Genomic DNA, 12332 nt, shown 5'->3' with positions numbered 1-12332 from the left:
CACCAAACTATCGCATACCCATTCGCTGGAGCGTGAACCTGCAAAGGCCCACGACCTGGCTCCCGAATTTCTTGACGACCATAGAGCATTGGAACCACCTGATCCCATCCCGAACTCAGCAGTGAAACGATGCATCGCCGATGGTAGTGTGGGGTTTCCCCATGTGAGAGTAGGTCATCGTCAAGATTAAATTCCGAAACCCCTATCTGCGTATGCAGGTAGGGGTTTTGTTTTGTCTGCAAGAAAAGCACGATCGGGCTACAGCACAAATTTGCACAGTTATTTTCGCCCCATGACACTAGAATAGGTTCAACTGGCAACGCCTGAAGCTCATCGATCAATGCCAACCTCCCGCAGCTGCCACCGAAACGCACACGGCGCATCGGTGGGTGAGCATTGGCCACCACATCCAGGTGCACAAAGCTAATGTAGGGTTCTTCGCCACCGACCTCCCGCCACAACCCCACTCGACGAAGATGTTTTTCATCTGGATTTGGCTTTCAAGGACAACCGTTAGAGGAAATCGCACTAAAGTGACCGCACAGTTTTTGGTATGTTGCAGCTCGTTTTTTAACGGACTGATTTCAAACCTACGGATCGGCACCCCCTTTACAGTCAAAGAGCTGCTGCAGAAATGCCCCAACCGATACCGATCAAGGACCACGAAAAAGAGACGCGCCTGGTCAACAAAAGACTGATGGCTTGCGCCCTTTTCGTTGTCGCCATTACCTGCGCGCTGGTAGTGCGCATGTATGTCCTGCAGGTGGTCGAATTCGACTATCACTCGACGATCTCAGAAAACAACCGCGTCCATGTCCTGCCGATCACCCCAACCCGCGGGCTGATCTACGACCGCACGGCGTGGTTCTGGCGGATAACCGGCCCAGCTTCAACCTGACCATCACCCGCGAACGCGCCTCCGATGTCAAAGAAGAACTGGATGAGGTGGTCAACCTCCTGCACTTGCCGACAGAAGATCGAACGCTGTTCGACAAGGCAATGAAGCAGGCCCGGCATCCATTCGTGCCGGTCACCTTGTTCTACGAACTCAGCGAAGAACAAATCGCCGTGTTGGCGGTCAACGAGTTCCGTCTGCCGGGGATCGACGTAGAGCCACAATTCGTTCGCCACTACCCGATGGGCGCGCACTTTGCGCATTCGATTGGCTACGTCGGCCGCATCAACGAGAAAGAATCCAAAGCCCTGGACACGGTGGAGTACCGTGGCACTCAATCCATCGGCAAGACTGGCATCGAAAAATTCTACGAGTCGCAGTTGCACGGCCAAGTGGGTTACGAAGAAGTCGAAACCAACGCTCAGGGCCGGGTCCTGCGAGTGCTTAAGCACACCGATCCGATCCCCGGTAAAAACATCGTACACGCGCGCGGGATTGCCCGGGCGGCAGCGGCGGGGGCTCAATACCGCATCGCCGGCAAGAGTGGTACCGCGCAAGTGGTGGCGATCAGGCAGGGCGAGCGCTACAACCGAGCGAAAACCCTGGAGCGTAACCGCGACAACGCCTTGTTCGTCGGTTTCGCCCCGGCCGAACATCCGAAGATTGTCATCTCGGTGATGATCGAAAACGGCGAGGCCGGCGGTCGAGTCGCCGGTCCTGTGGTGCGGCAGATCATGGACGCCTGGTTACTCGATCAGGACGGTCACTTGAAGCCGCAATACGCTACACCGAGCAAAGTGCCGGGCGACCCTCACGTCTAAGCGATCAAGGCTTCACAGCACAGGCTCACGGATGCTGAGCATGTGCTGGAAGCTTTCGAGGAACACGGCTTTTGCCTGACTCATTTTCTGCTCACGACTCCATTACAGCTGGATATCGAAATCCACCACCCCATCTTCCGGTGGCAAACGCCAGAGCAAACCTTGCTCGACATCCCTGCGAACCCAGTGCGTTGGCAGACAGCCAATGCCGAAACCTGCGCAGATCAATCGATACATCTCTTCGAAACTCGTCGATGAAGCGTTGTTCTGATCGGCGGGTGCATGGGCCCACGGGCTCAGCTGCGGAGAGAAGGCCCCAAGAGGTAACCTTCGACATTTTCTATGGAAAGGGATTCCAGCAGCACCTGCTCCAGGAGGGCAAAAAAACATTTGATGTGAGCCTGTTTCAATGCCTGAGGACGAGTCACCAGATAGACCTCCATATCTGGAAGTTGGAGATCCGGGAACACCTCGATCAGGTCCTTCGCCAGAATACGGGGCAGTACGGCCACACCCATTCCTCGCCTCACCGATTCGAGCTGAACCGCGAACGAGTTCACGCTGATCTGCGCGCGTTCCAGACCCGCGGCCCTTGCCGCACGCATTTGCGGCAACATGTCCAGCGGAGGAAGCAAGGCAATATTGACCGCAGTGGCCGGAGTCACCCCTGGATACCGCTTCAGATAACCTGCATCAGCGAAGACACCGTAAGCGAGCCTGCCTATTGGTCGATAAATCAGCGACGGCTCGCCCAGATGAGCTGTGCGTACCGCAATGTCTGCCACGCCGCGGACGATCTTGTGAAAGTCGGCTGTTACCAGCAACTCCACCGAGCAACGCGGGTGAAGAGAGGTGAAGCGACTCACGGCCTCCAGCACGCAAGACGAGAATCCCTCTCCTGCGCTGACCAGGACACTGCCCAATAGCTCTGTGTGTAGCCCGGACATGCCAGCAACGGTTTGACGCCTCAAGCCCGCTTCCGCAGCCAGGGCGACTTCCACGAGGGATTGGCCCCGCGAGGTCAACCAGCATCCTTCAACCCCCCGCTCGACAAGAGGCTCGCCCAGGGCGCCCTCAAGTTGGGTCAACCGGCGGGACACGGTAGACGCCGCGATACCCAGCAACTGTCCAGCTTGAAGAAAGCTGCCACGCCACGAAACTGCCAACAGCAGACGAAGATCATCCCAATTTGCTTGCAACGCCATGCTTCATATCCTCCCTGATCTGCATATGTGCAAATCCATTATGCAGTAGTCGCTGTTTTTCGGGAGAGGCCTCAAAGGTATATCTACAGCCCCTCGAAACGAATGGAATGGACTGTATGACTACTGGCCCCAAAGACTATGCGGAACGCGCTGCCAGCGCCTTCAATCGCCGTGATGTGGAGGCGATGCTTGCGGCGCACTGCGCCGCACACTTCACCTTCAGAGACGGGCTGGCCATCCGTGAAGAGGCCTTCTTCGACAGTGCGGTGCTGATGCCGTTAGCCTATCCGGCTGAGGGTTGAGCCATGCACAGTGTATTCGTTACTGGCGCGACCGGTTTGTTGGGCAACAATCTGGTGCGTGAACTGGTCGCTCGTGGCTGCGTGGTCAAAGCCCTGGTCCGTTCAAGAGCCAAAGGTGAACAGCAGTTCAACAATTTGCCGGGTGTGGAACTGGTCGTTGGGGACATGGCCGATGTCGACGCATTCGCAGCGTCGCTGCAAGGCTGCGATACGGTGTTTCACACCGCCGCATTCTTTCGCGACAACTACAAGGGCGGCAGCCACTGGAAGGAACTCGAAAAGATTAATGTGTCAGGTACGCGGCGCCTGCTTAACCAGGCCTACCGCGCCGGTATACGACGGTTCATCCATACGTCTTCCATTGCCGTGCTCGACGGCGCACCAGGCACGTCCATCGATGAGACATGTCTGCGGGCCGACGCCGACGCGGATGACTACTACCGTAGCAAGATCCTCGCTGACCGTGTCGTCTTGTCGTTCCTGGAACTCCATCCCGAGATGCATGCCTGCATGGTCCTGCCTGGCTGGATGTGGGGCCCTGCCGACATTGGCCCGACCTCCTCGGGACAGTTGGTTAACGATGTCGTGCACGGCAAATTGCCCGGACTGATCCCCGGTAGCTTCTCCGTTGTCGATGCCCGCGATGTGGCATTGGCGCAGATTGCCGCAGCCAAACATGGGCGACGAGGTGAGCGCTATCTCGCGGCGGGCCGGCACATGACAATGCGTGAGCTAGTGCCTATTCTCGGACGCATAGCGGGCGTCAAGACACCCGTTCGACAACTACCGCTCCCCTTTCTATACACCTTGGCGGCTGTGCAGGAGATCTATGCGCGTATTTCCGGCAAGCCCATTCTGCTGAGCATGGCCACGTTGCGCCTGCTGGTACGAGAGAAGGACCGCACCTGTTTCAACCACAGCAAGAGTGAACAAGAGCTTGGCCTGAGTTTCCGGGCGCTAGAGCTGACAATCACCGACACGGTGGCGTGGTACCGCGATCATGATTGGTTTGAGAGTCAAACCTTAAGTTCCCGGAGCCGCATTCCTTCCACATTGACCGCACACCTGAACAAGGACGTAAACATACTGTGAGTAGGGAAATAATCCTGATGCGTCACGGCCAGCCAAAGCTGGTCACAACCGACAAAATGTCAGCGCTCGAAATGAAAGACTGGATCGAGCACTACAACCGGTCCGAAATAACCAACCAACCAACCAACCAACCAACCAACCAACCAACCAACCCGTCCCGGATGCCAGCATGCAGCTTGCCGCAACCGCCACGGTGATCGTCTCAAGCAGCGCGCCTCGTGCGCTCACCTCCGTCCAGGCTCTTGGCCTGAAGCCCGCCCTCGTCGACGCGCTTTTCTGTGAAGCGCAATTGCCTTATGGCCACTGGAAACTGCCACGGCTATCGCCGTTTACCTGGGCATTTATCCTTCGAGTCTTATGGTTGTGCGGTTACTCACGCAGCGTCGAATCCGCCGGCACTGCGAGGATGCGCGCCAGCACGGCAGCTCGACGACTTCAGTCCCTTGCCAGCGAAGGACCGGTTCTGCTGCTTGGTCATGGTTTTATGAATCGAATGATCGCCAAACAACTGGTAGCAGATGGATGGATTCGCCAAAAACGTAATGGCAGCCAGTATTGGAGTGCGACGGTGTATCAATATGGCGGTGTTTAAGAGGTGCCGATCGAGCGACAGAGCTGCCGTCCATAATCTCGTGCTAAATGCAGCACTGCGTTCATCGTCATCCGAATAAGCCGGGGGAGGAATATGATTAACATTCGTGAGCTACTAAAGCCGACCTCGATGCTCTACGTGAAATCGGCTGTGAGACCGGCCGATCGCATTTTTCCGCCATCTGGCCTCTCGCCGGCATGCAGAGTTTCCTCAATCAAGACCTCTCACCCTGCGCGCTGAGGTGTGGAGCATCTGACCGTGGCGAGGGGACTTGCTCCCGTTCGTTCGGTCCGCGCTCGGGCGAAGCGCCCTGAAATCAGCGACCGCATGTTTTAAGAAGCACTACGTTCGTCGTTTTACGACTGCTGCGCAGCCGAATGGGGGCAAGCCCCCTTGCCACAGGACTTGCCATCGCCCTGACGTTAACGTAAAGATTGCGGCAGGGCGCTGAACTTCAATAAGCGCAGGGCGGACCGATCCGGAGCGCTTGATGACGCTAATAAAAACAACTCCTCCCAAACTGCACCGCGAAGCCCGGCTGGCCCGGGAAAAACTTCACCTCGAGGGCGAAGTCCCCGATGGCGTGTTGCGGGCGGAAATCGATGCGTCGTGGCGGCGCAGCCTCAGCCATGGCGTGCATTTCAACGCCAAGCACGAGCTGGCGCTGGAATCGAGCGCGAGCCTCGACGTGCTGTTGGCGAGCAATCGGCTGCTAATCGACGCGGCATTGCCGGCCATCGATTACCTGGCCGAGCGTCAGGGCAAGGAAGGGCTGATCATCCTCGCCAATTCCGACGCCACCATCCTCGCCGTCGAAGGCCGCGCCGATCGCCTCAAGGGCAGCGGCCTGCAAGACATCACTCTCGGTGCCTGCTGGAGCGAAGCCGCTCGCGGCACCAATGCACTGGGCACCGCACTGGTGGAAGCCCGGCCAACGATGATCGATTGCGGCGAACATTACCTCGATCGCCTGAGCGATTTCTCCTGCACCTCGGTACCAATTTATTGCCCACAAGGCGACATCCTTGGCGTACTCGATCTGACGCGCGAAGGCCCGCTCGGTCGTGTTCACGACAGCACCGCATTGCTGGCCATGGCGGTCAGCCAGATCGAAAGCCGCGTCTTTAACTCAAGCTATCCGGACGAGATCGTCCTGGCCTTCCATAGCCGTCGGCAATACCTCGAATCCCCTTGGCAGGGCCTGTTGGCGGTGAGCCTTGGCGGGCAGATTCTCGCGGTCAGCGCCCAGGCCTGTCAGTTGCTCCACGCCGAGCGTTCGGCCTTGGTCGGGCGACGTTGCGAAGAGTTTCTGGGCGTCGATGGCCTGCAGCTTCTGTCGCGTCTGCATCAGGGCGGTGTTGGCAGTCTGCAAACGGCCAAAGGCGAGTTCTTCTACAAAACCCTGCGTGCGCCGCAGCGCTCGATCAACGTCAGCACGCCACCACGCAGCGTTGCCAAAACTACCAAGCCACAACCGGATCTGGAGTCCCTGGCCGGCAGCAACGTCCGTTATGCCCGAGCCTTGCGCATGGCCCGTCAAGGCCTGGCCAATGAGCTGCCGGTGTTGCTGCTGGGTGAAACCGGTACCGGTAAGGAAGTCATCGCCCGCGCCCTGCACATGGCCGGAACCCGCTGCGACAAACCCTTCGTCGCGGTGAACTGCGCGGCGATCCCCGAAGGCCTGATCGAGTCGGAACTGTTCGGCTACCGCGAAGGCGCGTTCACCGGCTCCCGTCGCGGCGGCATGATCGGTCGCCTGCAACAGGCCCATGGCGGCACCTTGTTTCTCGATGAAATCGGCGACATGCCGCTGGCCTTGCAGGCTCGTCTGCTGCGAGTGTTGCAGGACCGTAAAGTCGCACCCCTGGGGGCTGGCGAAGAACAAGACATCGACGTCGCACTGATCTGCGCCACCCACCGCGACCTCAAGCGCCTGGTGGAAGAAAAACACTTCCGTGAGGACCTGTTCTACCGGGTCAATGGCATCAGCGTGATGCTCCCGGCGCTGCGCGAGCGTGAGGATTTCAGCGATTTGGTCGCTCGTCTGCTGGCCAAGCTGGATGCTCCGGCGATGGTCCTGCATGACGATTTGAACCGCTTGCTCGGCGGCTATCACTGGCCGGGCAACATCCGCCAACTGGAAATGGTCCTGCGCACCGCGCTGGCCATGCGCGAGCCGGGCGACACCGTACTCACGCTCGACCACTTGCCCGACAGCATGCTCGACGAGCTGACCGCCACCGAACGCCCTCAGGCCGGCAGTATTCGCGAAAATGAACTGGAGCTGATTCGCCAATCCCTGGATAACCATCAGGGTAATGTCTCAGCCGCGGCCGACGCCTTGGGCATCAGCCGCGCGACCTTGTATCGCAAGCTCAAACAGTTGCGCTCGTGATGCAGCGCTTGATCGTTCGGCTGATCGACAGCCAGAACCCCGAAGCCCTGCAAGCAGCATTGCGCTGGCTCTACAGCTTCGTGCGTCCGCATCGTCTGGCGATTGCCGGGCTGCTCGGGTTATCGGTCTGCGCCTCGTTGCTGGTGTTGGTCCAGCCCTGGCTGACCAAGCTGCTGATCGACGATGGTTTGCTCGCCCGCAATTTTTCCATGCTGGTGCTGATTGCCGGGTTGATGATCGTGGCCGGGCTGCTCGGAACGGGGCTGTCGGGGATCAATCGTTATCTGCATACGCGGTTGTCCGGGCGGATTCTGTTTAGCTTGCGCGATGACCTCTACCGGCATTTGCAGACGTTATCGCCGAGTTTCTATGGGCAGCGGCGCATCGGTGACCTGATGTCGCGCCTCGATGGCGATGTCGCGGAGATCCAGCGCTTTGCCGTGGACTCCTTGTTCTCGGCAGTATCGAGCGTGATCGGTCTGGTCTGCGCCGTGGCGATGCTGCTGACCCTATCTTGGAAACTCTCGTTGCTGGCGCTGGTGCTGATTCCCCTCGACGTGCTCTGGCTGCGCTGGATGCGACGCAAGGTCGAACGGGATGTGAGGCAGTTACGCGAGCGTTCGGCGGACATGTCCTCGTTCATGGTCGAGACCTTGCCGGTGATGAAATTCATCCAGTCTGCCGGCCAGCAACAGCGTGAATCGCGGCGTCTGGAGACGCTGGGCCAAGGCTACATGAGCCAGTTGCTGCGCCTGCAAGTCACCGAATTTTTCACCCAGGCTGTACCGGGCACACTGACGTCTCTGTCCCGGGCCTGCGCGTTCCTGATCGGCGGATATTGGGTCGTGCAGGGGACTTGGCAACTGGGCGCGCTGATCGCGTTTTCCACCTATCTGGGCATGGCCGTCGGACCGGTACAGAGTCTGCTTGGCCTCTATGTCGCGATTCAGCGGATGACCGTCAGTCTCGGGCGCGTGATGGAATTGCGCGGCGAAGAACCGACCGTTTTCACGCCAGTTACGCCGCAGCCGATGCCGACTTCCGGTGAGCTGCGTTTCGACAACGTGCACTTCAGCCATCCCGGTCGCCCGACAACCCTGCGGGGCATCGAAGCGCGAATTCCCTACGGTTTGAAAGTCGCCCTGAGCGGCGGCTCCGGTGTCGGTAAATCGACCCTGATCGACCTGCTACAACGGCACCACGACCCGCAGTCCGGTCGGGTGCTGCTGGGAGAGGTCGATCTGCGTGAACTTGACCTGTTCCAGCTGCGCCGGCGGATAGCCGTGGTCAGTCAGGACATCGTGTTGTTTCGCGGCAGTCTCGCCGACAACCTCGCCTACGCAGTGCCGGACGCCAGCCGTGAAGCGATTACCGAAGTGGCGCGGCTGGCGCAACTCGACAGCTTGATCGAATCCTTGCCCGAAGGCCTCGACAGCCCGTTGGGCGAGCGCGGTCAGCAGTTGTCCGGCGGGCAGAAACAGCGCATCGCCATCGCCCGGGCGCTGTTGCAGGATCCGCTGATTCTGGTGCTGGACGAAGCGACCTCGGCGGTGGATGAAGCCACCGAACGTGACGTCATTGAGGCCATTGATCGACTGTTTGCCGGGCGTACGCGGATCCTGATCAGCCATCGTCCTTCGACGCTGGCCGATGCCGATTTGCGCTTTGAATTGCTCGACGGCGTTCTCACTTCAAAAACGGTGCTGCATGAAGTCTGAGCTGCGGATTGGCGTGGTGGACAGCGGTCACTCGGCGGCCCAGCGGGTGCAAGTGGTTGCCGGACGGCGCTTCTCCTTGCTGGAAGATGGCTTGGCCGAAAGCGACTTGCGCGATGATCCGCTGGGCCACGGCAGCGCGGTGGTCGAGGCCATCGGTCGGCGGGCGCCTTCGGCGGTATTTTGCGTGGCTCAGGTGTTCGACCAGCGTGGGGTCACCAGCGCCTTGCAGATCGCCACGGCGATGGATTGGTTGGTGGCGCAGGACGTTCGGCTGATCAATTTGAGCCTCGGTCTGCGTCAGGATCGCAGCCTGTTGCGTGAAGCCTGTGCGGTGGCGGTAGCTCGAGGTGTTTTGCTCTGTGCGTCCAGTCCGGCTCAGGGCGAGGGCGTGTTTCCAGCGAATTATCCACAGGTGCTGCGAGTCACCGGCGATGCGCGTTGTGCCGAACAGGAATGGTCGTGGCTCAACAGTGCTCAGGCAGATTTCGCCGCGTGTGTGCATGGCACCTATCCGGGGCAATCAGGCGCCAGTCTCGGCTGTGCGGCGTTGAGCGGGCACATTGCGGGTTTCCTGGTTGCACATCCCGAGGCGAGCAACGAACACGTCGTCGAGTGGCTGCGCGAGAATGCCCGCTATCGCGGCCCTGAACGGCGCTTCGGGCCATGATTTTCATTCTTGGCGCAGGGCCAGCGGGGGCTGCGGTTGCCTTGGGTTTGCGGCGACTCGGTTATCCGGTGACGCTGGTCAGCGAGTGGCGCCGGTTTGCGGCGCTGGAAGGCGTGTCGCTGCGGGTGCTGGATGCGTTGCGCGGCGCTGGCTTACATCACGCGCTGGCGGATGCTGCGCTGCCGTCCCAAAGACAGGTGTCATGGAACGGCCAGCAGCACGCGCAGAACATCGAATTTCTACTGGATCGCCCGAGCTTTGATCGAGGCCTGCGCGAGGATCTGCGCCTAGCTGGCGTTGAGTTGATCGAAGGCCGTGTGCTGACGGTGCAGTCATCGAATTCGGGGCATCGGATCGAGGTCGAAGGGCGCGAGGCGCTGCTGGCGGATTTTCTGGTCGAGGCGCGTGGACGTCAGGCACCTGCGCTCGGCAAGGGCCTGCGCGGGCCAGAGACGGTCAGCCTGCTCAATGGCTGGCAAGGCGCGCCTGGCAGCACTGCCAGCGCGGTGGAAAGCCTTGAGGGCGGCTGGGCCTGGCTCGCCCGGCGAGCCGACGGACAGTGTTACTGGCAATGGACGGTGGACGTGGCCAGTGCCGAATTGCCGGGCAAGGCGCAGTTGCTCGACTACTGTCGTCAGCGGCGCCAAGGCTCGGTGTTGGCACGGGCGTTTTTCGGTACCGAACCTGAGACCGATCTACAACTGCATGCGCGCAGCAGCACGGCGATTCTGTGCCCGCAGGTGTGTGGCGATAGCTGGATTCGGGTAGGGGATGCGGCGATGGCGGTGGATCCGCTGTCGGGTAATGGCATCTTTCAGTCCTTGTCCTCGGCGTTACAGGCACCGACGGTGATTAACACGTTGTTGCGTAAACCCGAGCGAGCGGCGCTGGCTCAGCGTTTTCATCAGCAACGGGTGGAGCAGTTGTTTTTGCGTTTTGCGCGGATCGGGCGGGATTTTTATGCTGATGAGCAGCGTTGGTTGCAGCAGCCATTCTGGCAGGCGCGGCGGCAGTGGCCGGATGCTGAATTGGCGCATGCCGAGGCGGATTTTTCCTCGTTGAGGATTGAGCGCGCGCCGGTGTTGAAAGAGGGTTTTGTGGATGAGGCTGAGGTGGTGATTACGGCGGATCAGCCGCTGGGGATCTGGCATGTGCAAGGGGTTGAGTTGGCGCCGTTGGTGCGGCGGTTGGGCTGCGAGCCTGCGGATCAGGTTCTGGCGGGGTTGACGGTGGAGCAGGGAAGGGTGGTCAGGAGTTGGTTGTTGAGTCAGGGATATCGACCCCTCACCCTAACCCTCTCCCCAGAGGGTAGAGGGGACTGACCGAGGTGTACTCAGGAGATATTGCGACCGAGGAAATTGAGTCGTACTCAGGTTCGAAAACCATGAAGATCGGCCCCTTTCCCCCTTTCCCCCTCTCCCCATTGGGGAGAGGGCTGGGGTGAGGGGTGTAGTGGTCAACTAATTCCGGACACCTCGATAGGTGGTTTTGATGCCATCACCCGTTCGTAAACGGTTGGTGGCAAATAGCCTAGTTTCGAGTGCAGCCGTTTGTTGTTGTAAAACCCAACGATGTACTCAGTAATGTCGCGGATTGCTTCGCCGTGGTTTGCGTAGTCACGTCGCCACACTCGCTCCATTTTCAAGCTGAGGAAGAAGCGTTCCATTACCGCGTTATCCCAACAGTTACCTTTGCGGCTCATGCTTTGCTGCATGTCATTTCGCGCCAGCAACGCTCGATAGCTCGCGCTGGCGTATTGGCTGCCACGGTCTGAGTGAGCGATCAGGCCCGGTGGCGGTTGACGTTGCGCGATGGCCAACTGCATTGCGCTACACACCAACTCCGCCGGCATGTTCGGGGCCATGGACCAGCCGACGATTTTACGGGAGTACAAGTCCAACACCACCGCCAGGTATAACCAGCCGCTGCGGGTCCGGATGTAGGTAATGTCAGCCACCCAAGCCTTGTTCGGCGCCACGGGGTCAAACTGACGGTTGAGCACATTTTCGGCAATGGGCAGGTCATGGTTGCTGTCGGTGGTATGGACAAACTTGCGCTTCCAGGCCGAGCGCAGACCGTTGGCACGCATCAATCGGCGGATTTTATAAAGACCCACCACCATGCCCTTGCCACGCAACGCATTGCGTAACGGGCGGCTGCCGAAGCAGCCTCCACTTTCCTCAAACGAAGCCCTGAGCTGAACCGTAACCGGACAAATAGATGCCGGCGCAGCAACACGCTTGCGAGCCTCATAGAAACCGGATCGACTGACGTTGAGTACACGACAGACATGCGCTACGGAGTAAGCCTTCTGTTGCAACTGTTTGACCAGCCGATAAGTCACTTCAGCTCGCGGGCAAAGAAGGCTGTAGCCTTTTTTAAGATGTCATTGTCCATCTTGAGCTGGCGGTTTTCCTGCTCCAGCTGGCGAATACGTTGTTGCTCGGCGGTCAATGGCTTACCGATGCCGGTCTCTCCCAGTATCTCCGCATCGTACTGACGCACCCATCGGCGCACAGCCGTCTCACCAAGATTGAGATCCAGGCAGACCTGCGGAACGGTCACGCCTTGGTCCTTGATCATCTTCACGACTTGTAGCTTGAAGCTCTCGTCGAATGTTCTGCGTTTGTCGGTCATGAAAAACT

General features: G+C 59.4%; 8 protein-coding genes, 1 rRNA gene and 3 pseudogenes. 9 read left to right on the top strand and 3 right to left on the bottom strand.

The window, feature by feature from the left end; translation table 11 throughout:
* Positions 1-70: 70 nt before the first annotated feature.
* Together rrf and ACYZT7_RS23210 are read left to right on the top strand one after the other, a co-directional pair.
* A 5S ribosomal RNA gene (gene rrf, locus ACYZT7_RS23215) occupies positions 71-186 on the top strand.
* A gap of 448 nt (positions 187-634) precedes the next feature.
* Positions 635-1716: pseudogene (locus tag ACYZT7_RS23210) on the top strand (penicillin-binding transpeptidase domain-containing protein).
* 12 nt (positions 1717-1728) lie between these two features.
* On the opposite strand, the pseudogene ACYZT7_RS23205 reads toward ACYZT7_RS23210, so the two are convergent.
* Together ACYZT7_RS23205 and ACYZT7_RS23200 are read right to left on the bottom strand one after the other, a co-directional pair.
* Positions 1729-1977 (bottom strand): annotated as a pseudogene (locus ACYZT7_RS23205) (LysR substrate-binding domain-containing protein); the annotation flags it as partial.
* Positions 1978-2012: 35 nt separating this feature from the next.
* A complete protein-coding gene (locus ACYZT7_RS23200; RefSeq protein WP_462038383.1) occupies positions 2013-2921 on the bottom strand; it encodes a LysR family transcriptional regulator in 909 nt (302 codons plus the stop codon).
* Positions 2922-3037: 116 nt separating this feature from the next.
* Between ACYZT7_RS23200 and ACYZT7_RS23195 the strand changes: the two genes are divergently transcribed.
* From ACYZT7_RS23195 to qhpG, 7 genes and pseudogenes are all read left to right on the top strand, one after another.
* Positions 3038-3223 (top strand): hypothetical protein, encoded by a 186-nt coding sequence (locus ACYZT7_RS23195; RefSeq protein WP_462038382.1) that lies wholly within the window; start codon positions 3038-3040, stop codon positions 3221-3223.
* Between the two features lie 3 nt (positions 3224-3226).
* Positions 3227-4315, top strand: a complete 1089-nt coding sequence (locus tag ACYZT7_RS23190) for an SDR family oxidoreductase (RefSeq protein ID WP_462038381.1) — start codon at positions 3227-3229, stop codon at positions 4313-4315.
* 17 nt (positions 4316-4332) lie between these two features.
* Positions 4333-4907 (top strand): annotated as a pseudogene (locus ACYZT7_RS23185) (histidine phosphatase family protein).
* 490 nt (positions 4908-5397) lie between these two features.
* Entirely contained in the window at positions 5398-7302 is a 1905-nt protein-coding gene (locus ACYZT7_RS23180; protein WP_462038380.1) for a sigma-54-dependent Fis family transcriptional regulator, read from the top strand.
* Positions 7302-9020, top strand: coding sequence for an ABC transporter ATP-binding protein (locus ACYZT7_RS23175; RefSeq protein WP_462038379.1), 1719 nt, complete (start codon positions 7302-7304; stop codon positions 9018-9020). The genes ACYZT7_RS23180 and ACYZT7_RS23175 overlap by 1 nt, the downstream gene beginning before the upstream one ends.
* Positions 9010-9687, top strand: a complete 678-nt coding sequence (gene qhpE, locus ACYZT7_RS23170) for a subtilisin-like serine protease QhpE (protein ID WP_462038378.1) — start codon at positions 9010-9012, stop codon at positions 9685-9687. Before ACYZT7_RS23175 ends, qhpE begins: the two co-directional genes overlap by 11 nt.
* Positions 9684-11009: a flavin-dependent monooxygenase QhpG gene (gene qhpG, locus ACYZT7_RS23165; RefSeq protein WP_462038377.1), complete on the top strand. Its 1326-nt coding sequence runs from the start codon at positions 9684-9686 to the stop codon at positions 11007-11009. Before qhpE ends, qhpG begins: the two co-directional genes overlap by 4 nt.
* A gap of 134 nt (positions 11010-11143) precedes the next feature.
* Here qhpG and ACYZT7_RS23160 read toward each other — a convergent pair.
* A protein-coding gene (locus tag ACYZT7_RS23160) for an IS3 family transposase (RefSeq protein ID WP_462037539.1) occupies positions 11144-12324 on the bottom strand; the annotation gives its coding sequence in 2 pieces (ribosomal slippage) (positions 11144-12060 and positions 12060-12324; 1182 coding nt in all).
* Positions 12325-12332: the final 8 nt, after the last annotated feature.

It is taken from the genome of Pseudomonas sp. RT4P38 (assembly GCF_054897765.1).
This window is presented reverse-complemented; position numbering and strand designations above follow the sequence as displayed.

Coding starts and splice junctions, on each gene's coding strand:
- ACYZT7_RS23200 (WP_462038383.1), bottom strand. CDS start 2,921: ATGGCGTTGCAAGCAAATTGGGATGATCTTCGTCTGCTGTTGGCAGTT.
- ACYZT7_RS23195 (WP_462038382.1), top strand. CDS start 3,038: ATGACTACTGGCCCCAAAGACTATGCGGAACGCGCTGCCAGCGCCTTC.
- ACYZT7_RS23190 (WP_462038381.1), top strand. CDS start 3,227: ATGCACAGTGTATTCGTTACTGGCGCGACCGGTTTGTTGGGCAACAAT.
- ACYZT7_RS23180 (WP_462038380.1), top strand. CDS start 5,398: ATGACGCTAATAAAAACAACTCCTCCCAAACTGCACCGCGAAGCCCGG.
- ACYZT7_RS23175 (WP_462038379.1), top strand. CDS start 7,302: ATGCAGCGCTTGATCGTTCGGCTGATCGACAGCCAGAACCCCGAAGCC.
- qhpE (WP_462038378.1), top strand. CDS start 9,010: ATGAAGTCTGAGCTGCGGATTGGCGTGGTGGACAGCGGTCACTCGGCG.
- qhpG (WP_462038377.1), top strand. CDS start 9,684: ATGATTTTCATTCTTGGCGCAGGGCCAGCGGGGGCTGCGGTTGCCTTG.